Below are 20,634 nucleotides of genomic sequence, written 5' to 3' on the forward strand. Positions count from 1 at the left end.
CTTGTGTCGCGAAAGGGCTGCAAAGCAGCCCCAGCAATTTGTGCATCTGCGCTGAAACCCTGGGGCTGCTTTGCAGCCCTTTCGCGACACAAGGCCGCTCCTACAATTGACCGCGTTAACCGGTCAGGCGGGGCAAGCCCGCGAAGGGGCGCAAAGCGGCCCCAATCATTTATGATGCAGCTATCCGCCTCGCAGCCTCATGGGAGGGCACTGAAATGGCCCAGGAACTCTACACCCGCACCAACCAGAAACTGTTCTTCGCCGGCCTTGCCCTCGAGTCCATGGCCAAGGCTGAGCAAAGCCAGGCCATGAATGCCCAGGGCCTGGTCCAGGCCGAACGCGAGGCGGCGCTGTTCCATCTCTATGGCGCTCTGCTGGGCCTGTGCCATGAAATCGGTGGGTTCTACCGCCTGCCTGTGGTTGCAACGGTCGAGCAAGCACTGGCCGACGATGCCCTGAACGGTATCGCCATTCCGGAAGTGGCCGAGCTGCTGGAGCTGGCCCGCCAGCGCGAAACCTGGCTGGCGCAAATGCTCGGTGCTTATGCCGATTTGTTCCGACCACCGGTCGCGAGAAAAGCACCGAAAACCGACGTTACCCAGCCACTGATCCAGGCGGTCAATCTCGATGAACCCGAGCATCCGGCGCTGTCGCGTGCCGAGCTGGAAAGCTGGCGCAGCAACCTCAAAGGCCTGGTGCGACGTTTCCGTGACGCGTTGAGTGAGTGCTGATAGCTGCTACGGCTGGTACAATACTGGCCTTTCGCGGAGAACTGCCATTTATGTCTACGTCGTTTCTGGAAATTGTCGAGTTGCCTGATGGCCGCATCGAACTGCGTCGCGCCGAGGATGAGGGCTCTCTGGTAACCCTGGATTTTTCGGAAGACGCCAAGGCGTTTCTGCAGGGGCAGCATGTGGAAGTGGCCAAAGCCATGCTCAGCGTCGGCGTGCAGATGGCCGGTCGCCTGATTGATGGCGAGCTTGAGCGTGATGAAGGGCCGCGTGTGCTGCACTGAGGTGCAGCAGGGCGTCAGGTTTCATGCAGTGACAGGCAAAGCCTGAACATCAGCCGAGGCGGATGTTCAGGCTTTGTGCGTTTCCAGTACCGGCGGCGCGCAGCAATTGCTGGCGTGCAGTGGCGTTGACGCTGCCCAGCCAGCTGACCACGGTGTGGCTACGGCCCAGGCGCAAGGCTTCGCAGGCCAGTTGAAGCGGGCTTTGATTGCCGCGAGGTTGCAGCAGCAGGATACGTTCACGGTTGAGCCCGGCATCGCGCAGCCAGGCCTGGGTCAGGCTCGACGGTGGGGCGATCAGGGTCAGCCAGCGCGTCTCGTCCTCTTCGCTCAGTTCGCGTAGCACTGGTGCCAGAAGGCTTTGGCAGTGCCCCGGGGCTCCGCGCAGCGACAGTTCGCTGAACAGCTCGGGCTGGCTGCTCTTGCGCGCCACTTCGCTGGCTTTCAGGCCAGGCAGTACGGGTTGAGCGAGGAATGCTTCGAACAATGGCAACTGGGCTTGCTCGGGTGCGTGAATGAACTGCTGCATGACGCCTCCTGGATCAGCGGCGAATGACGCCGACGCTCAAGCCCTCGATCACCAGCTCCTGTTCTTTCAGGTCGACTTCGATGGGGGCGAATTCGGGGTTTTCGGCAAGCAGCCAGACCTTGCTGCCTTCGCGCTTGAAGCGCTTGACGGTCACTTCGTCGCCGATGCGGGCCACGACGATCTGGCCATTGCGGGCTTCGCGGCAGGTGTGTACCGCCAGCAGGTCGCCATCGAAGATGCCGACGTCCTTCATGCTCATGCCGTGGACGCGTAGCAGATAGTCGGCCTGGGGGTGGAAGAAGTCGGGGTTGATGTTGCAGGATTGCTCGATGTGCTGTTCGGCAAGGATCGGCGCACCGGCGGCAACCCGGCCGATGATCGGCAGGCCGCTTTCTTCGGCCTTGGCTTCGAGGCCGGGAATGCGAATGCCACGGGAGGCGCCCGGGGTCATCTCGATCGCGCCCTTGCGGGCGAGGGCCTTGAGGTGCTCCTCGGCGGCGTTGGGCGACTTGAAGCCCAGCTCCTGAGCGATCTCGGCGCGCGTCGGCGGGAAACCGTTGTCTTCCAGGCAACGCTTGATGAACGCGAGAATTTCGGCTTGGCGTGGCGTCAGTTTCAACATGGTGAGCGCTCTGTCTTTTTGTACAGTGACTGGGATTATATACAGTACTGGATGCGCTGCAAGCCAAAACCTGCAATAACAGCAGGAATGGCGCTTGCAGCCGCCCGTCTGGCGCTTTTAAATGGCGACCGGCCGGTCACCGAGCCTTGACAGAAGCAGGGCTGAAACGTATGTTTCAAACACCTGTTTGTCTGGCGGAGTAGTCGGAGTAGTCATGGCCCAATCGGAAACCGTTGAACGCATTCTCGATGCTGCCGAGCAGCTGTTCGCGGAAAGGGGGTTCGCCGAAACCTCGTTGCGGCTGATTACCAGCAAGGCCGGGGTCAACCTGGCGGCGGTCAACTATCACTTCGGCTCCAAGAAGGCTCTGATCCAGGCAGTGTTCTCGCGCTTCCTGGGGCCATTCTGCGCCAGCCTCGAACGTGAGCTGGAGCGGCGCCAGGCCAAGCCGGAGCAAAAGCCGAGCCTCGAAGAGCTGCTGGAAATGCTGGTCGAGCAGGCGTTGGCCGTGCAGCCGCGCAGCAACAACGACCTGTCGATCTTCATGCGCTTGCTGGGCCTGGCCTTCAGCCAGAGCCAGGGCCACCTGCGGCGGTACCTGGAAGACATGTACGGCAAGGTGTTCCGCCGCTACATGCTGCTGGTCAACGAGGCCGCGCCGCGCATCCCGCCGCTGGAGCTGTTCTGGCGGGTGCACTTCATGCTTGGCGCCGCCGCCTTCAGCATGTCCGGCATCAAGGCCCTGCGTGCGATTGCCGAGACCGATTTCGGCATCAATACCTCGATCGAGCAGGTAATGCGCCTGATGGTGCCCTTCTTGGCTGCGGGCATGCGTGCCGATAGTGGTGTTACCGACGACGCCATGGCCGCCGCGCAACTGCGCCCGCGCACCAAGACCAGCGCAAGCGCCACCACCGCCAAGGCCTGAAGGCTGGGCGGGGCAGGGCGCTTCGGCTAAGCTAGCGCCCATGCCCGACCTCGACTTCCTGCACATTTCCCTTGCCGACCAGCGCCTTTATGGTTTTGCCGATGGCCAGCTGCGCGTGCGCCTGCCGGTTTCCACGGCGCGCAACGGTGCCGGCGAGTGCAGCGGTTCGGGTTGCACGCCACGTGGCCTGCACCAGGTGCGGGCGAAGATCGGCGCGGGCTTGCCGCTGAATGCGGTATTGGCCGGGCGCCGCTGGACTGGCGAGGTATGGTCGCCGACCTTGCATGCGCAATACCCCGGCCGGGACTGGGTCCTCACTCGCATCCTCTGGCTCAGTGGCTGTGAGCTGGGGGTCAACCGCCTGGGCACGGTCGATACCTTCCGCCGTTATATCTATTTGCACGGCACCCCGGATACGGAACCCTTGGGCGTAGCGCTGTCCCATGGCTGCATACGCCTGCGCAACACCGATTTGCTAAGCCTGTTCGACCAGGTGCCGGCCCATTGCCCGGTGCGCATCGAGCAGGCCGCCTGCCCCCAGTGGGCTTCTCTCAGTCTTCAATGAAGGATTACCCATGACTGTCAGCCTGCAAGGCTCCTTGATGGTGGATATCGCCGGTAAATGGCTGACCGCCGAAGACCGTCACCTGCTGCGCCAGCCTGAAGTGGCCGGCCTGATCATCTTTGCCCGCAACATCGACAGCCCGCGCCAGGTGCGTGAACTGTGTGCGTCGATCCGTGCCATTCGCCCCGACCTGATCCTGGCGGTGGACCAGGAGGGCGGCCGGGTGCAGCGCTTGCGCCAAGGCTTTGTGCGGCTGCCTGCGATGCGGGCGCTGGCGGATAATGACAACGCCGAGTACCTGGCCGAGCAGTGCGGTTGGTTGATGGCGACCGAGGTGCTGGCGGTTGGCCTGGACCTCAGCTTTGCCCCGGTACTTGACCTGGACCATCAGCGCAGCGCCGTGGTGGGCAGCCGCGCCTTCGAGGGTGACCCGCTGCGTGCCACGCAACTGGCCGGGGCGTTCATCCGTGGCATGAATGCGGCGGGCATGGCGGCCTGCGGCAAGCACTTCCCGGGGCATGGCTGGGCCGAAGCAGACTCCCATGTGGCCATTCCCACCGATGAGCGCAGCCTCGAACAACTGCGCCAGGCCGACCTGGTGCCGTTCACCCGCCTGAGCGGGCAACTGGCGGCAGTGATGCCGGCACATGTCATCTACCCGCAGGTCGACAACCAGCCGGCCGGCTTCTCGCGGCGCTGGTTGCAGGACATCCTGCGTGGCGAGCTGGGTTTCGACGGGGTGATCTTCAGTGACGATTTGTCGATGGCCGGCGCACATGTTGTCGGGGATGCGGCCAGTCGCATCGAAGCGGCACTGAGCGCCGGTTGTGATATGGGGCTGGTTTGCAACGATCGGGCGGCGGCGGAGCTGGCGCTAAGTGCGGCACAACGCATGAAGGTCAAACCTTCGCCGCGCATCGCAGGCATGCGCGGGCAAGGCTTTGCGCGGACTGACTATCGTCAGCAGCCTCGTTGGCATCATGCATTGTGCGCATTGAAAGAGGCCCAACTGGTCGACTGACGAGGCTCGACCCTGCTCGGTCCGAGACAGGATCCTGCGTTTGCGATGTGCGTATTGCGTGAGTACCCCGGGAAATGCTCTCCGGTGTACCAGGCGACGCGCATTCCAGAGACTCGGGCAAAGCGGAGATTTCTCCGTTTTGCCCGTAATGGGTTTCTGATATTCGCTTAGAGGATTTTGTCATGACATTTTGTATGCAGGGGGCCTTGATGGTCGATATCGAAGGCACAGCGCTGACGCCCGAGGATCGTCAGTTGTTGGTCCAGCCTGAAGTAGCTGGTTTGATCATCTTTGCACGTAATATTGCCCACCCGCGTCAGGTGCGGGAGTTGTGTGCATCGGTACGTGCTCTGCGCCCTGACCTGCTCATAGCGGTCGACCAGGAAGGCGGGCGGGTGCAGCGCTTGCGTGAAGGGTTCGTCAGGTTGCCATCCATGCGGCAGATCGCCCAGAGCGATGATGCCGAGCGATTGGCTGGGCATTGTGGCTGGTTGATGGCAACCGAGGTGCTGGCGATCGGGCTGGATTTGAGTTTTGCTCCAGTGCTCGATCTGGATCATGGGCGCAGTGCTGTCATTGGTGCACGCGCCTTCGATGGTGATCCTGAGCGTGTGACGCAACTGGGTGCAGCGTTCGTCCGTGGCATGACTGCGGCGGGCATGGCAGCATGCGGCAAGCATTTTCCGGGGCATGGCTGGGCTGAGGCTGATTCGCATGTGGCCATTCCCGTGGATGATCGCAGCCTGGATGAACTGCGCAAGACGGATTTGGTGCCATTTACCCGATTGGCACGGCAACTGACGGCAGTGATGCCAGCACATGTGATCTATCCTCAGGTCGATAGCAAGCCCGCCGGTTTTTCCAGGCGCTGGCTTCAGGACATTCTCAGGGGAGAGCTTGGCTTTGAAGGCGTGATTTTCAGTGATGACCTGTCCATGGCAGGTGCCCATGTGGTTGGAGACGTTGCGGGTCGCGTCGAGGCTGCTTTCGGTGCGGGTTGTGACGTGGGCCTGGTATGTAATGACCGGGCTTCGGCAGAGCTTGCTCTGATGGCTGCGCAGCGCTTGAAAGTCAAGCCATCGCCGCGCCTTGCTCTGATGCGAGGCTTCAGTTTTGCGCGGACTGACTATCGCCAGCAGCCGCGGTGGCTGGAGGCGTTGGGGGCGTTGCGGGAGGCGCAGTTGGTCGATTGACCGCGCCGGCCCCTTCGCGGGCGCGCCCGCTCCCACAGGTGCTGCGCTGGTTTCGATATTAGTGTTGTACCTGTGCCGGCCTCTTCGCGGGTGAACCCGCTCCCACAGGTCCTGCGCTGTCCTTGAGGGCACTGGTGTCCCTGTGGGAGCGGGCGTGCCCGCGAAGAGGCCAGTAAAGGCAACATAAGACTCAGGTTCTACCGCCCGCGCTTCCCGGGCAGTGGCGCAAACAACGCTTCGATATCTTCATCCCCCAATCGCCATTGCCCGGCCTGCCCGCCATCGAGCAGGCTCGCGGCCAATGCCGCCTTCTCCTGCTGCAACAGCTGGATCTTTTCTTCCACCGTTCCCCGGGTGATCAGCTTGAACACGAACACCGGTTTGTCCTGGCCAATACGGTAGGCGCGGTCGGTGGCCTGGTTTTCGCTGGCCGGGTTCCACCAGGGGTCGAAGTGGATGACCGTGTCTGCGGCCGTCAGGTTCAAGCCCACGCCACCCGCCTTGAGGCTGATCAGGAACACTTCGCTATCACCCTGCTGGAACTGTTGCACCGGCGTGCGTCGGTCGCGGGTGTCGCCGGTCAGCAGGCTGTAGCGGATCTTGCGCTTCTCCAGCTCCTTTTCGATCAACGCCAGCATCGAGGTGAACTGCGAGAACAACAGCACCCGGCGCCCTTCGCTGAGCAGCTCTTCGAGCATTTCCAGCAGCGCGCCCAGTTTGCCCTTGTCGGCCTGATTGCCTTTGCTTTCCACCCCTTTGACCAGACGCAGGTCGCAGCAAACCTGACGCAGCTTGAGCAGGGCATCAAGAATGACGATCTGGCTGCGCGCGGCGCCATTGCGGGTGATCTCATCGCGGACTTTCTTGTCCATGGCCACCCGCACGGCCTCGTAGGTGTCACGCTGGGCATCGCTAAGCTCGACCCAGTGCACCATCTCGGTCTTGGCCGGCAACTCGGTGGCCACCTGCTCCTTGGTGCGGCGCAGCAGGAACGGGCGGATGCGGCTGGCCAGGTGGGCCATGCGCTCGCTGTCGCCGTGGCGCTCGATCGGTGTGCGGTAATCCTGGTTGAAGCGCTTCAGGTCACCCAGCCAGCCAGGCATGAGGAAGTGGAAAATCGACCACAGCTCGCCCAGGTTGTTTTCCATTGGCGTGCCAGTCAGGCAGACCCGCTGATTGGCGCGCAGCTCGCAAACCGCGAGGGCGGCCTTGCTGGTGCTGCTCTTGATGTTCTGTGCCTCGTCCAGCACCAGCACATGCCAGGCCTGGGTACGCAGGTGTTCGAGGTCGCGCGGCACCAGGGCATAGGTGGTCAGGACCAGGTCGTATTCGTGCAGTTTGGCGAAATGCTTGCTGCGCCCCGGACCTTGCAGGGCCAGCACGCGCAGCCCGGGGGCGAAGCGCTGGGCTTCGTCCAGCCAGTTGGGTACCAGGCTGGTCGGCATCACCGCCAGGGCCGGTGCGCTCAGGCGCCCGGACTGTTTCTCCAGCAGCAGGTGTGCCAGGGCCTGCAAGGTCTTGCCCAGCCCCATGTCGTCGCCAAGGATGCCGCCGGTGCCCATCTCGCGCAGTGCCTGGAGCCAGTTCAGGCCTTGTTGCTGGTAAGGGCGCAGGCTGGCCTGCAGCCCGGTTGGCGGTTCTACCTGCAAGTCACGGGCATCGCGCAGGCGACGGCCCAGGTCGCGCACATGCTCGCCACCCTCCCAATGCAGGGGCAGGCCGTCGATGTCGTTCAGGCGTGAGGCATCGGCACGGTCCAGGCGCAGCGTCGGGCCTGCGGCGTCTTCGTGCAGGTACAGTTCGCCCAGGGTGCCCATCACCGCCTTGATGCGGCCATAGGGCAAGGCAACGCGCAGGGCCGGGGCATCGAGGCGGCCACGGTTGAGGTCGATCAGCAGGTGCTCGTCGTCACTGCGTCTGGCCAGTTCGCTGGGGCGCAGCAGTTCCGGGTTGCTGCGCAGCAGTTGCAGCACGATCGGTAGCAGGCTGTGGCGCTGGCCATCGACCACGATGCCCAGCTCCAGGTCGAACCACTCATGGCCGGGCGCTTCGTCGATGCTGGCGTACCAGTCGTCCACCTCCTGCAGGTTGAAGGCGAAATCACGGTGGATGTCGATGTCCCAGCCGGCCTCGCGCAGGCGTGGCAGGCCTTCGCGGGCAAAGTGCAGCCAGGCTTCGTCATCGGGCAACTGGAGCATTTCGCCGGCGCTGTCAGGCAGCGCCTTGCTCTGCCGGGTGGCGGCCTTGAAGCCCAGGTCGCGCAGCACCTTGCGCAGTGCCTGCTCGGCCTGGGGTTGGCGGCGGATGCGCTGGCTGGTGTTGTCGACCAGGCGGGTCAGCGGTTTTTCGTCGCTGCCGCTGGCGCGTAAACCGTCATAGTCGAACGCCAGTGCGGCCCGATGCTGCATCTGCCGCTGCATGCGGCCGGTCTTGGGCATGTAGGCGCTGAATTCAAGGCTGCCCAGCGTCAGGTGCGGCCTGGGTTGAACACTGTCGATTTCTTCACTGCGTACGCTTGTAGGCGTTGGAACCTGCCGATTCAGCGCATTCAACCGGTGGCTCAGGGGGATGATCAAGTGTTCGGGCACCGTAGGTGCGCTTGCCAGTTGGCTGGCAATGAACGGGTCAAGATCATGCACAAGCTTGCCAGTCATGCCCGTCTGGGTATCGATGTAATAGAGCGGGTCGAGCGGCAGTGCCAGGTCATGCATTCGCTCATCATGGTGCCACGCCCCACGATAGCTGCCGTTCTCAAGCCTGATCCAGCGAAACTCGGCCGGCAGTGTCGGCCCGGGGGCTAGTGGTAACAATTGCTCGCCATAGATCAGGCGGCCACTGCTCAATGCGAACTCGTACAGCTCTGCGCCTTGCTTTCCTTCCAGTCTGGCGATTGGCATGTTGGTGTTTTTGCCTAGGGCGTCAATCAGCCTGAGGATGCGCAGGTCCTCATCAGTTACGTAACGTGGCGTGTAGTAGAGCATCTCAGGCAGCGAGCTGGCACGGGCGAGTTTCAGCTGGCCATCGGCTTCGCGGGTGCCTTTGGATACGCTGAGCGTGCAAAGGCCGCGCTCATTAACGACCTTGTAGTAGAGCGACGGGCCTTTGCGTTTGGCAGGCTCGGCAGGCTTTGTCGGAGCTTCCAGGGCCTCGACCCAATGGGCGAGTTCAGGTGGGAGGTCCAGAGATTGCCGGGCTGCGTCAACCGTTGGGTGAGGGGCATCATGGCTGCCCTCGGCGTAATCCGGCCCACGTTCCAGCAAATAGAGTGCAGCCGCACAATGCTTGCAGTCTTTGCCCACCGGGCATGTGCAAGTGCCTCGGCATTCCAGGCCATCTTCCGTCATGTCCAGCGTGATGCGCTGGTAGTAGGTCCGGCCGCCGGAACCTGCGCACTGGGCGCGGACGGTCATGTCGAGGATGGACACGATTTCGCTTCTGCCTTCCTCGGCATAGTCCAGGCCGCGTTGCAGGGACTTGCGGTCAAACGCGAACGTCCAGCCGTCGTGCTCCCGCACAAAGAACTGCGCATCGCTCTCGCTCACATCACTGCTCCATCATCTCCGGGTCCATCACCGGCATTTTAGGCGTGCCTGGTGGTGTCACCTTCAGCAGCACCGCCAGGTGCCCGCCGTCGAGGAAGGTCAGCTGGCCGCCCTTGACGTTGCTGTTGCTCTGCTTGAACTGCTCGCTTTGCAGCACGCTGCCGTTGCCGTCCAGCTGGTTGACCCAGAAGTTGGCCTCGACCGCGATGAAGCGGCCCTCGGCGATGCTGAGGTTGCCTTCGATGGGGAAGTGGCCGAACTGCTCGGCGCCTTCGCCCAGGGCGATGCGGCTTGGCTCGCTGCCCACTTGCTGTTGCCAGGCCTTGTGCAGCAGCACGGTGTAGTCGGCGGTAGCTTCCAGGCGAGTGGCTTCGTCTTCCAGCGCCAGGCGGCGCTCGGCGTCCTTCTCCAGGCGTGGAGCGCCGGCGCTCCAGTCTTCGGGGGCGAACGGGCTGGTGAAGGCGGGCACGCTGTTCTGCCGCACCAGGAGCATTTCTACCTGATACAGGCCTTCGGCGAAGGCGGCCGGGGCGAACAGCGCCAGCAGCAGGGTCAGGCAACGGATGGCACGCATGGATCTTCCTTAGGCAGGCTGTGGGGTCAGGCGCTCGAACAGCGCCTCCAGGGTATTGAAGCGTTCGTCGGGGCGTTCCATGGGCACCAGGAAGCGGAACTGGGTGGCGCCTTCGAACTTGTAGCGTTTGGGCTGGCCCTGGATCAGCTTGATCAGGGTCAGCGGGTCGACCGGGGTCTCGGCTTCGAATTCGATCTTGCCGCCGTTGGGGCCGGCGTCGACCTTCTTGATGCCGAGCTTTTCCGCGTGCAGCTTGAGCGAGGTCAGGCGCATCAGGTTCTTGGTCGGCTCGGGCAGCAGGCCGAAGCGGTCGATCATTTCCACCTGCAGGTCCTTGAGGCCTTCTTCGTCGGCAGCCGAGGCAATGCGCTTGTACAGGATCAGCCGCGCATGCACATCGGGCAGGTAGTCCTCGGGGATCAGTGCCGGCAGGCGCAGGTTGATTTCCGGGCCGCCGCCCAGCGGCTGCTCGAGGTTGGGCTGGGTGCCCTTGCGGATCGCCTTGACCGCGCGCTCGAGCATTTCCATGTACAGGGTAAAGCCCACCGCCTGGATCTGCCCGCTCTGGCCTTCGCCCAGCAGCTCGCCGGCGCCGCGAATTTCCAGGTCGTTGGTGGCCAGCACGAAGCCGGCGCCGAGGTCCTGGGTGTTGGCGATTGCCTCCAGGCGTTTTTCGGCGTCGGCGCTGACCTTCTGCCGGGTTGGCGTCAGCAGGTAGGCGTAGGCCTGGTGGTGGCTACGGCCAACCCGGCCGCGCAGCTGGTGCAGCTGGGCCAGGCCGAACTTGTCGGCGCGCTCGATGACGATGGTGTTGGCGCTGGGCACGTCGATGCCGGTTTCGATGATGGTGGAGGCCACCAGCACGTTGAAGCGCTTGTGGTAGAAGTCGCTCATCACCTGTTCCAGCTCGCGCTCGCGCATCTGCCCGTGGCCGATGCCGATGCGTGCCTCGGGCACCAGTTCGGCAAGCTCGGCGGCGCATTTCTCGATGGTTTTCACATCGTTGTGCAGGTAGTACACCTGGCCACCGCGCAGCAACTCACGCAGCAGCGCCTCCTTGACCGTGCTCTTGTTCTGCTCCATGACGAAGGTGCGTACCGACAAACGGCGCGCCGGCGGCGTGGCGATGATAGACAGGTCGCGCATGCCCGCCACCGCCATGTTCAGCGTACGCGGGATCGGCGTGGCGGTGAGGGTGAGGATATCCACCTCGCTGCGCAGGGCCTTGAGCTGTTCCTTCTGGCGCACGCCAAAACGGTGCTCTTCGTCGATGATGGCCAGGCCCAGGTCCTTGAAGCGTACATCGTCCTGCAGCAGCTTGTGGGTGCCGATGAGGATGTCGATCTTGCCTTCGGCCAGCTCGGCGGCGGCGCTGGCCACTTCCTTGGCCGACTTGAAGCGGCTCATCACCTCCACGCGCACCGGCCAGTCGGCGAAACGGTCGCGGAAGCTGTTGTAGTGCTGCTGGGCGAGCAGGGTGGTGGGCACCAGCACGGCCACCTGGCGGCCGCTGTGCACGGCGATGAACGCCGCGCGCATGGCCACTTCGGTCTTGCCGAAGCCGACGTCGCCGCACACCAGGCGGTCCATCGGCTTGGGTGCCAGCATGTCTGCGCGCACGGCTTCGATGGCGGCCTGCTGGTCGGGGGTTTCCTCGAACGGGAAGCCGGCGCTGAAGGTGGCGTAGTCGGCGGACGGGTCGGCAAATGCATAGCCCTTGCGCGCGGCGCGGCGGGCATAGATGTCGAGCAGTTCGGCGGCCACGTCGCGCACCTGTTCGGCAGCTTTGCGCTTGGCCTTCTGCCAGGCCTCCGAGCCCAGCCGGTGCAGTGGTGCCAGGGCGTCGTCGCTGCCGGTGTAGCGGGCGATCAGGTGCAGGTTGGCCACCGGCACGTACAGCTTGGCGCCCTCGGCATATTCCAGGGTGAGGAATTCGGCGGCCTGGCCGTCGATTTCCAGGGTGGCCAAGCCCAGGTAGCGGCCCACGCCATGGTCGATGTGCACCACCGGCGCACCTTCGCGCAGCTCGGTCAGGTTCTTGATCACCGCGTCGTTGGCGGTTTCGCCACGCTTGTCGCGGCGCCGACGCTGCATGACCCGCTGGCCGAACAGCGGGCTTTCGGCGATCAGGGCCATGGCTGGTTCGTCCAGCAGCAGGCCCTCGTCCAGCGGGGCGATGGTGATTGCCAGGCGCTCGCTGCCGGTGATGAAATCGGCCCAGCCGTCGACGGTGTGCGGGCGCAGCTTCAGCCGCTCGAGCAGCTCCAGCAGCACTTCGCGGCGGCCCGCCGATTCGGCGGTGAACAACACCCGGCCGGGGAACTGGTCGAGGAAGTTGGCCAGTTCGGCCAGGGGCTGGTTGGCCTTGGCCTCGATTGCCAGGTTGGGCAGGGCGCGCGCCGGGAAGCGCTCGCGGCCCACGCCCGGGTCGAGGTCTTCGGTGCTGACCACTACCCGTGGCCATTGCTTGAGCCGGGCGAAGCAATCTTCAACTGGCAGGAACAGCTCGGCCGGCGGCAGAAGCGGCCGGCTCAGGTCGCCACGGCGGTCTTCATAACGCCCGCGCACGTCGTTCCAGAAGTGCTCGGCGGCCTGTTCCACACCGGGCAGCGAGAACACCTGGGTGTCGGCCGGCAGGTAGTCGAACAGGGTCGAGGTTTCTTCGAAGAACAGCGGCAGGTAGTACTCGATGCCGGCGGGGATGATGCCGCTGGCCAAGTCCTGGAAGATCGCGCTGCGACGGAAATCGACATCGAAGCGTTCGCGGAAGCGCGCCTTGAAGCGGGTCACTTCCTCTTTCTGCATCGGGAACTCGCGCGCCGGCAGCAGGCGCACCGAATCCACCTTGTCGATCGAGCGCTGGGTCTCGGGGTCGAAGGTGCGCAGCGTCTCGATCTCGTCATCGAACAGGTCGATGCGGTAGGGCAGCTTGCTGCCCATCGGGAACAGGTCGATCAACGCACCGCGCACGGCGAACTCGCCATGCTCGTAGACGGTGTCGACGCAGCGATAGCCACTGGCCTCCAGGCGCAGGCGCATCTGCTCCACATCGATGGTCTGGCCCACGTCCAGCACCAGGCTGCTGCCCAGCAGGAAGCGGGTCGGCGCCAGGCGGTGCAGGGCGGTGGTGACCGGCACCACGAGGATGCCGTGGCTCAGCTCCGGCAGGCGGTAAAGGCTGGCGATGCGCTGGGAAATGATGTCCTGGTGCGGCGAGAACAGGTCGTAGGGCAGGGTTTCCCAATCGGGGAACGGCAGCACCGGCAGGTCCGGGGCAAAGAAGCGAAGTTCCTGTTCCAGACGATCGGCAGCCTGGCTGTCGGCAGTCAGCAGCAAAGTGAAGCGGCCCGCGCTGCTGGCGGCCTCGGCGATGGCCAGGCTGAGGGCGGCACCGGGTAGATTGCCCCAGGTTTGTTTGCCGGCCGTGGCCGACATTTGCGGTAGGCGCAGAACTGACACGGGAGATTGCACTCCAAGCGTTGCGGCAAAGAGATCGATTGTACCGGTGACGGTGCCGGCTGTCAGGCTCGAAAGGGCGTGTTCGCTGGCTTGCGTTACCGCGACAGGCGCTCATTGCCCGTAACGCGTTGGGGCGTCATAATGTAGCCCCTTTTTTCTGTCCCTACATGTGGAAGGTTCCCGTGACTCAGAAGCCCGACCAGTGTCTTGGTGAGTGGATCGATCGTGAAGCCCTGGCTGAAGCGATGATCCCGCTTATCGGTCAGCTCTACCGCAACAATAACGTGGTGAGCTCGATTTATGGCCGTAGCCTGATCAACCGTTCGGTTATCTCGATCCTCAAGGCGCACCGCTTTGCGCGTCATCGTCAAGCCGACGAAACCGAACTGTCCGTCCACGAGACATTCCCCCTGCTCAAGGCCATGAGCGAGCTGAAACTGGGCGCCGCTTCGGTCGACCTGGGCAAGCTGGCCAACAAGTTCAAGCAGGAAGGCAATGGCCGCACTGCCGAGCAGTTCGTCCGTGAAGAACTGGCCGAGGTGGTTGGCCAGCAGAACGCTTCGGCGCGCAAGGGCACCGACGTTGTCCTGTACGGCTTCGGCCGCATCGGCCGCCTGCTGGCACGCATCCTGATCGAGAAGACCGGTGGCGGCGACGGCCTGCGCCTGCGCGCCATCGTCGTGCGCAAGGGCGCCGAGAACGACCTGGTCAAGCGTGCCAGCCTGCTGCGCCGTGACTCGGTACACGGCCCGTTCGATGGCACCATCACCATCGACGAAGCCAACAACACCATCACCGCCAACGGCAACCTGATCCAGGTTATCTACGCCAAGAGCCCGAGCGAAGTCGACTACACCCAGTACGGCATCGAAAACGCGCTGATCGTCGACAACACCGGCGTATGGCGTGATGCCGACGGCCTGGGCCAGCACCTGGCCTGCCCGGGCGCTGCCCGCGTGATCCTCACCGCACCTGGCAAGGGCGCGCTGAAGAACATCGTGCACGGCATCAACCACGGTGACATCGCTGCCGATGACAAGATCATCTCGGCCGCTTCCTGCACCACCAACGCCATCGTGCCGGTGCTCAAGGCCATCAACGACCAGTACGGCATCGTCAACGGCCACGTCGAAACCGTTCACTCGTTCACCAACGACCAGAACCTGATCGACAACTTCCACAAGGGCAGCCGCCGTGGCCGTGCCGCGCCGCTGAACATGGTCATCACCGAAACCGGCGCCGCCACTGCTGCCGCCAAGGCACTGCCAGTGCTGAAAGGCAAGCTGACCGGCAACGCCATTCGCGTACCGACGCCGAACGTTTCGATGGCCATCCTCAACCTGAACCTCGAGAAGGCCACCAGCCGCGACGAGATCAACGAGTACCTGCGCCAGACCGCCATGCACTCGGAACTGCACAAGCAGATCGATTACGTCAGCTCGCAGGAAGTGGTTTCGACCGACTTCGTGGGTTCGCGCCACGCTGGTGTGGTTGATGCTGAAGCGACCATCGCCAACGACAACCGCGTTGTTCTGTACGTCTGGTACGACAACGAATTCGGTTACAGCTGCCAGGTGGTTCGTGTGATGGAAGAGATGGCCGGTGTGAACCCGCCAGCGTTTCCACGCTGATACGCTTGTAAGGCAATGAAAAAACGGGAACCTTCGGGTTCCCGTTTTTTTTGCCTGATATTTTCTGTGCTGGCGCGGTCATTGTGGGAGCGGCCTTGTGTCGCGAAAGGGCTGCGCAGCAGCCCCAGGTTATCAGCGTCACATCTGAAAATGCCGGGGCTGCTGCGCAGCCCTTTCGCGACACAAGGCCGCTCCCACAGGGCCGGCACTGTCAACCGAGAAGTCAAACCTTGCGCACAGTCTTGATGCTCATCCTCATGCTCCTGACCGCCTGCGACCAGGGTCCCACCCTGGAACGCCTGGGCGGCCCGACCATGGGCAGCAGCTACAGCATCCAGTACGTCCGCGAGCCCGGCGGTCCGGCGCCGGCCCAGGTGCAGGCTGCGGTCGAAACCATCCTGCACGACATCGATCAGCACTACTCGACCTACCGCGGCGACTCCACCGTCAGCCAGTTCAACCAGTTGCCCGCCAACCAGTGCCTGGCCCTGCCGCCCGACATGCTCGAACTGGTCAGCCTTGGTCAGCAGCTGGCCGAGCAGAGCAGGGGCGCCTTCGACCTCACCGTCGAACCCTTGCTTGACCTGTGGGGCTTCGGCCCCCAGGCCCGTCACGAGCAGGTGCCCGACCCGTCGGCCCTGGCCCAGGTGCGCCAGCGCGTGGGCTACCGGCATTTGCACATCGACGGCCAGGCCCTGTGCAAGGATGCCCCGGTGCAGCTCGACTTCAACAGCATCGCCGCCGGCCATGCCGTCGACCTGATCGCCGCGCGCCTGCAGGCCATGGGCGTGGCCAGCTTTGTTGCCGAAGCCACCGGCGAGCTCAAGGCCGCCGGCCGCAAGCCCGATGGCAGCCCCTGGCGCATCGCTCTGGAGCTGCCCCGCGAAGATCGCCAGATAGCCCGCCAGATCATCCCGGTCAATGGCCTTTCAGTATCAACCTCGGGTGACTATCGGCACTATTTCGAGGAGAATGGCCGGCGCTATTCGCACACCTTCGATGCCCGCCTTGGGCGCCCGGTGCAGCACGACCTGGCCGCGGTCACCGTGCTCGATGCCTCGGCGCTCCACGCTGACGGCTATTCGACGCTGTTGTTGATACTCGGCCCGGAACGTGGCTGGGATTTTGCCGTGGCGCATGGCCTGGCTGCGGTATTGGTGACTCGGGCCGACGGTGGTTTCGTCTCCCGAGCTACGCCCGCATTCGAACGGGCAGTGAAAGGCGAATGAAAGCACAAGCAGGGATGATCGCCGCCAGGGAATGGTTCACACATGTAGTGCGGGCAAAATTGGCCTACGACGCGACCAAGGGTTAATGTGCGCGGCGTTCACGCTTGATTAGACTGCACCCGAATTTTCTCATGACGCCCCGGCGGCATGATCGCGCCCCGCGAGCGACCGTGGCTTGCGGGCCAGTTCTGAAGGAGTACGCATGGCTGTCTACAACTACGACGTAGTGGTGCTGGGTTCCGGCCCGGCCGGAGAAGGTGCGGCAATGAACGCCGCCAAAGCAGGGCGCAAGGTGGCGATGGTCGATAGCCGTCGCCAGGTCGGGGGCAACTGCACCCACCTGGGCACCATCCCGTCCAAGGCACTGCGTCACTCGGTGCGGCAGATCATGCAGTTCAACACCAACCCGATGTTCCGTGCCATCGGTGAGCCGCGCTGGTTCTCGTTCCCGGACGTGCTGAAAAGCGCCGAAAGGGTCATCGCCAAGCAGGTAGCGTCGCGCACCGGCTACTACGCACGTAACCGCGTGGACGTGTTCTTCGGCACCGGCAGCTTCGCCGACGAGCAGACCGTAGAAGTGGTCTGCCCCAATGGTGTGGTGGAAAAGCTCAACGCCAAGCACATCATCATTGCCACCGGCTCGCGCCCGTACCGCCCGGCCGACATCGACTTCCACCACCCGCGCGTCTACGACAGCGACACCATCCTCAGCCTCAGCCACACCCCGCGCAAGCTGATCGTGTACGGAGCCGGCGTGATCGGTTGCGAATACGCCTCGATCTTCAGTGGCCTGGGTGTATTGGTAGAGCTGGTGGACAACCGTGGCCAGTTGCTGAGCTTCCTCGACTCGGAAATTTCCCAGGCGCTGAGCTACCACTTCAGCAACAACAACATCACCGTGCGCCACAACGAAGAGTATGAGCGCGTCGAAGGCCTGGACAACGGGGTGATCCTGCACCTGAAGTCGGGCAAGAAAATCAAGGCCGACGCCTTGCTGTGGTGCAACGGCCGTACCGGCAATACCGACAAGCTGGGCCTGGAAAACATTGGCATCAAGGTCAACAGCCGTGGCCAGATCGAGGTCGACGAGGCCTACCGCACCAGCGTACCGAACATCTACGGTGCCGGCGACGTGATTGGCTGGCCGAGCCTGGCCAGTGCTGCCCATGACCAGGGCCGCTCTGCCGCTGGCAGCATCGTGGATAATGGCAGCTGGCGCTTCGTCAACGATGTGCCGACCGGCATCTACACCATTCCGGAGATCAGCTCGATCGGCAAGAACGAGCAGGAACTGACCCAGGCCAAGGTGCCGTACGAAGTGGGCAAGGCCTTCTTCAAGAGCATGGCCCGTGCACAGATCGCAGGCGAGCCGCAAGGCATGCTGAAGATCCTGTTCCACCGCGAAACACTGGAGGTACTGGGCGTGCACTGCTTCGGCTACCAGGCTTCGGAAATTGTCCACATCGGCCAGGCGGTGATGAACCAGCCGGGCGAGCTGAACAACCTGAAGTACTTCGTCAACACCACGTTCAACTACCCGACCATGGCCGAAGCCTATCGGGTAGCTGCCTACGACGGCCTGAACCGGCTTTTTTGAGCGGCTCCGACCGGTGGCCTGAGCCGGTCGGAGAGACCGATTTCAACCCTGCCCGAGGGTGGTCTTGGCCAAACCGGGAAAGTCTGTAATCAGGCTGTCCACGCCAAAATCAGCGAGCCGGCGCATCAGTGCCGGTTCGTTGACCGTCCACACCGACACGTGCAAACCCTGGCCCTGGGCTTTCAGCAGGCGCTCGGGGGTGCACAGTGTCCAGTTCAATGCCAGCAGATCGCAGCCGTAGTTCTGTGCCACCTTCAGCGGGTCGAGCCAGGCGTACTCGGCAACCAGCCCGCGCTTGACGTCCGGCACCAGTTCCAGGGCGGCACCCAGCACTTCGCGTGAGCTGGAGGTGATCGTCACCTTGTCCAGCAGGCCGTACTGCTGGGCCAGTTCGCGTATCGCCAGCACGGTGGTGGCGGCACGGGTGCGCGAGGCGCTTTTCACCTCCAGTTGCCAGTGCTCGAACGGGCATTTCTCGAACAGTTCCTCCAGTTTCGGGATCGGGCAGGGCTGGACGTGGCCCGGGCCACCTTTGCGCGCATCGATCCTGACCAGTTCGGCGGCCGGGTGCTCGACCACCTTGCCGCGTTTGCCGGTGGTGCGCTTGAGGGTTGGGTCGTGGATTACCATCAGCTCGTTGTCGGCCGACAGGTGCAGGTCCAGCTCGCAGCGGGTCACGCCATGGGCGAGGCATTGCTGGAAGCTCTTCAGGGTATTCTCGGGCGCTTCGCCCTTGGCGCCGCGGTGGCCGTAGATCAGGGTCACGTTCGTTCCTTCAAATCAGAGAAAATTGGGCTCAGGAGGCGGGGTCGTTCTGTTCCAGCTGCTGGCGCCGTTGCTGCTGCTGACGCTGCAGGATGTAGCGGGCCAGCAATTGCCGTTGGGCGTCGGTCATGTCGATGAATTCGGTGCCGACCTCGAAGCCGCCTTCCGGGCGCGGGTCGCAATGGGTGACCTTGCCGCGCAGCAGCAGGCCATGGGCGCGCGGCATCAGCACCATCTTCACCTTCACCCGGGTGCCGGGGGCAACCGCTGTGCCTTGCGCGAACTCGATGCCGCCTTCGGAGATGATCACCGGCTGGGGCTGGCCAATTTCGCCGATCAGGGTCTGGGCAACCACCGCGCTAAGCAGGTCGAGGCGTTTGTTCTGCGCGCGCAGGAAGGCGGCGAGGGTGCGGTCCTTTTCGCTCAGCTGGCGCAGCAGATGCTGCGACTCGAAGTCGGACAGGTGCAGTTCACTGAGCAGGTTGAACAGTGGCGAATCATCTTGCAACACATCTGGGTCAAGGGCTTCGGCCGCACTGAGGGGGCTGATTTGAAGTGCGATCCGATCTTCGATGCGGTAGTATTCGCGGCGATCTTCTTCGTCTAATGTCGTCATGGCGAACCCAAGGTAGCGGCGGTGGTCCGAGTGTAAAGCCGCCGTAGGCGCCTCGCCACAAGGACGTTCCCTTTCATCCGAACAAGCCCCGACATGTTCAGACCTCTTTTCGCATTCATCGGCACGCGTTATACCCGTGCCAAACGTCGCAATCACTTCGTCTCGTTCATTTCCCTGACCTCGATGATCGGCCTCGCCCTGGGCGTGGTGGTGATGATCGTGGTGCTCTCGGTGATGAACGGTTTCGACCACGAGATGCGTACCCGCGTGTTGGGCATGATCCCCCATGCCACGCTGGAGAGCGGCCAGCCCATTGCCGACTGGCCGGCCCTTGCCCAACAAGTAAAGCAGAATCCGCAGGTGGTGGCGGTTGCGCCTTTCACCCAGATGCAGGGCCTGCTGACCCATGAAGGCAAGGTGCAGAAGGTGCTGCTCAACGGCATCGACCCGGCCCGCGAGCGCGAAGTGTCGATCATCGACAAGTTCGTTCTGCAAGGCCGCCTAGACCAGCTGGCGCCGGGCGAGTGGGGCATCATGATCGGCGACAAGGCCGCCGCCAAGCTGGGCGTGGGCATCGGCGACAAGCTCACCTTCGTCGCCCCCGAGGTCAGTGTGACCCCGGCCGGCATGTTCCCGCGCATGAAGCGTTTCACTGTAGTCGGCACTTTCCACGTGGGCGCGGGCGAGATCGACGGCTACCTGGGGCTGACCAACATCAGCGACCTGTCCCGCCTGCACCGCTGGAAGCCCGACCAGGTCCAGGGCCTGCGCCTGAAGTTCGACGACCTGTTCCAGGCGCCGCGGGTGGCCTGGGACATCGCCCAGCGCCTGGGTGACCAGGAGTTCTACAGCCGTGACTGGACCCGCACCCACGGCAACCTGTACCAGGCGATCCGCATGGAAAAGGCCATGATCGGCCTGCTGTTGTTGCTGATCGTGGCGGTTGCGGCGTTCAACATCATTTCCACCCTGGTGATGGTGGTCAACGACAAGCGTGGCGACATCGCCATCCTGCGTACCCTGGGCGCCACGCCCGGGCAGATCATGCTCATCTTCATGGTCCAGGGCACGGTGATCGGGGTGATCGGTACCCTGATCGGCGCCGTGGTCGGGATCGTCGCCGCGCTGAACGTGAGTGCGGTGATCGCCGGCATCGAGAAACTGATCGGGCACAAGTTCCTCAACGCCGATGTGTACTTCATCGATTACCTGCCGTCGCAGATCCAGGCCCAGGACGTGTACATGGTCTGTGGTGCAGCGCTGGTCCTGAGTTTCTTCGCCACCCTGTACCCGGCCTGGCGTGCGGCCCGCACCCAGCCTGCAGAGGCGCTACGTTATGAGTGAGTCGCGC

At 63.5% G+C, this 20,634-nt stretch carries 17 protein-coding genes; 10 read left to right on the top strand and 7 right to left on the bottom strand.

Annotated elements, in window-relative coordinates; all coding sequences use genetic code 11:
* Positions 1 to 215: 215 nt before the first annotated feature.
* Positions 216 to 731, top strand: coding sequence for a DUF6586 family protein (locus JV551A3_RS08485; protein ID WP_112252136.1), 516 nt, complete (start codon positions 216 to 218; stop codon positions 729 to 731).
* Positions 732 to 781: 50 nt separating this feature from the next.
* On the top strand, positions 782 to 1,015 hold the full coding sequence (locus tag JV551A3_RS08490) for a hypothetical protein (protein ID WP_133970879.1): 234 nt from the start codon (positions 782 to 784) through the stop codon (positions 1,013 to 1,015).
* A 49-nt stretch (positions 1,016 to 1,064) separates the two neighbouring features.
* Here JV551A3_RS08490 and sulA read toward each other — a convergent pair whose 3' ends face one another.
* Positions 1,065 to 1,541, bottom strand: coding sequence for an SOS-induced cell division inhibitor SulA (gene sulA / locus JV551A3_RS08495; protein ID WP_112252137.1), 477 nt, complete (start codon positions 1,539 to 1,541; stop codon positions 1,065 to 1,067).
* 13 nt (positions 1,542 to 1,554) lie between these two features.
* Entirely contained in the window at positions 1,555 to 2,163 is a 609-nt protein-coding gene (lexA, locus tag JV551A3_RS08500) for a transcriptional repressor LexA (RefSeq protein WP_004376420.1), read from the bottom strand.
* Positions 2,164 to 2,377: 214 nt separating this feature from the next.
* Between lexA and JV551A3_RS08505 the strand changes: the two genes are divergently transcribed.
* The 4 genes from JV551A3_RS08505 (at position 2,378) to nagZ (JV551A3_RS08520) (ending at position 5,870) form a co-directional block, all read left to right on the top strand.
* Positions 2,378 to 3,091: a TetR/AcrR family transcriptional regulator gene (locus JV551A3_RS08505; RefSeq protein ID WP_112252138.1), complete on the top strand. Its 714-nt coding sequence runs from the start codon at positions 2,378 to 2,380 to the stop codon at positions 3,089 to 3,091.
* 40 nt (positions 3,092 to 3,131) lie between these two features.
* On the top strand, positions 3,132 to 3,656 hold the full coding sequence (locus JV551A3_RS08510; protein ID WP_133970880.1) for a L,D-transpeptidase: 525 nt from the start codon (positions 3,132 to 3,134) through the stop codon (positions 3,654 to 3,656).
* A gap of 22 nt (positions 3,657 to 3,678) precedes the next feature.
* Entirely contained in the window at positions 3,679 to 4,677 is a 999-nt protein-coding gene (gene nagZ, locus JV551A3_RS08515; protein WP_177421274.1) for a beta-N-acetylhexosaminidase, read from the top strand.
* 194 nt (positions 4,678 to 4,871) lie between these two features.
* Positions 4,872 to 5,870 carry a beta-N-acetylhexosaminidase gene (nagZ, locus tag JV551A3_RS08520; RefSeq protein WP_166674235.1) on the top strand — a complete coding sequence of 333 codons (999 nt, stop codon included), beginning with the start codon at positions 4,872 to 4,874 and terminating at the stop codon, positions 5,868 to 5,870.
* 197 nt (positions 5,871 to 6,067) lie between these two features.
* On the opposite strand, the gene JV551A3_RS08525 is transcribed toward nagZ (JV551A3_RS08520), so the two are convergent.
* The 3 genes from JV551A3_RS08525 to mfd are packed head-to-tail and all read right to left on the bottom strand — an operon-like array spanning position 6,068 to position 13,445.
* On the bottom strand, positions 6,068 to 9,412 hold the full coding sequence (locus JV551A3_RS08525; RefSeq protein ID WP_133970883.1) for a DEAD/DEAH box helicase: 3,345 nt from the start codon (positions 9,410 to 9,412) through the stop codon (positions 6,068 to 6,070).
* A gap of 1 nt (position 9,413) precedes the next feature.
* Positions 9,414 to 9,986: a CsiV family protein gene (locus JV551A3_RS08530; protein ID WP_133970884.1), complete on the bottom strand. Its 573-nt coding sequence runs from the start codon at positions 9,984 to 9,986 to the stop codon at positions 9,414 to 9,416.
* A 9-nt stretch (positions 9,987 to 9,995) separates the two neighbouring features.
* Positions 9,996 to 13,445, bottom strand: a complete 3,450-nt coding sequence (gene mfd, locus JV551A3_RS08535; RefSeq protein WP_112252143.1) for a transcription-repair coupling factor — start codon at positions 13,443 to 13,445, stop codon at positions 9,996 to 9,998.
* 167 nt (positions 13,446 to 13,612) lie between these two features.
* Between mfd and JV551A3_RS08540 the strand changes: the two genes are divergently transcribed.
* The 3 genes from JV551A3_RS08540 to sthA all read left to right on the top strand — a co-directional run bounded on the left by JV551A3_RS08540 (position 13,613) and on the right by sthA (position 17,902).
* Entirely contained in the window at positions 13,613 to 15,076 is a 1,464-nt protein-coding gene (locus JV551A3_RS08540) for a glyceraldehyde-3-phosphate dehydrogenase (protein ID WP_087503302.1), read from the top strand.
* A 230-nt stretch (positions 15,077 to 15,306) separates the two neighbouring features.
* Positions 15,307 to 16,305 carry an FAD:protein FMN transferase gene (locus JV551A3_RS08545; protein WP_133970885.1) on the top strand — a complete coding sequence of 333 codons (999 nt, stop codon included), beginning with the start codon at positions 15,307 to 15,309 and terminating at the stop codon, positions 16,303 to 16,305.
* Positions 16,306 to 16,507: 202 nt separating this feature from the next.
* The gene (sthA, locus tag JV551A3_RS08550; RefSeq protein WP_112252146.1) at positions 16,508 to 17,902 is read left to right on the top strand and encodes a Si-specific NAD(P)(+) transhydrogenase; all 1,395 of its coding nucleotides are present in this window, start codon (positions 16,508 to 16,510) and stop codon (positions 17,900 to 17,902) included.
* Between the two features lie 42 nt (positions 17,903 to 17,944).
* Here the strand turns inward: sthA and JV551A3_RS08555 are convergent, their stop codons facing one another.
* Both JV551A3_RS08555 and JV551A3_RS08560 read right to left on the bottom strand, forming a co-directional pair.
* The gene (locus tag JV551A3_RS08555; RefSeq protein ID WP_133970886.1) at positions 17,945 to 18,667 is read right to left on the bottom strand and encodes a glycerophosphodiester phosphodiesterase; all 723 of its coding nucleotides are present in this window, start codon (positions 18,665 to 18,667) and stop codon (positions 17,945 to 17,947) included.
* Between the two features lie 31 nt (positions 18,668 to 18,698).
* Positions 18,699 to 19,283, bottom strand: a complete 585-nt coding sequence (locus JV551A3_RS08560) for a PilZ domain-containing protein (RefSeq protein WP_133970887.1) — start codon at positions 19,281 to 19,283, stop codon at positions 18,699 to 18,701.
* A gap of 93 nt (positions 19,284 to 19,376) precedes the next feature.
* Here JV551A3_RS08560 and JV551A3_RS08565 point away from each other — a divergent pair, with 93 nt between their 5' ends.
* Positions 19,377 to 20,627 (top strand): lipoprotein-releasing ABC transporter permease subunit, encoded by a 1,251-nt coding sequence (locus JV551A3_RS08565; protein WP_015269543.1) that lies wholly within the window; start codon positions 19,377 to 19,379, stop codon positions 20,625 to 20,627.
* Positions 20,628 to 20,634 lie beyond the last annotated feature (7 nt).

It is taken from the genome of Pseudomonas inefficax, assembly GCF_900277125.1.
In the GTDB taxonomy this organism is placed as follows: Bacteria; Pseudomonadota; Gammaproteobacteria; order Pseudomonadales; family Pseudomonadaceae; genus Aquipseudomonas; species Aquipseudomonas inefficax.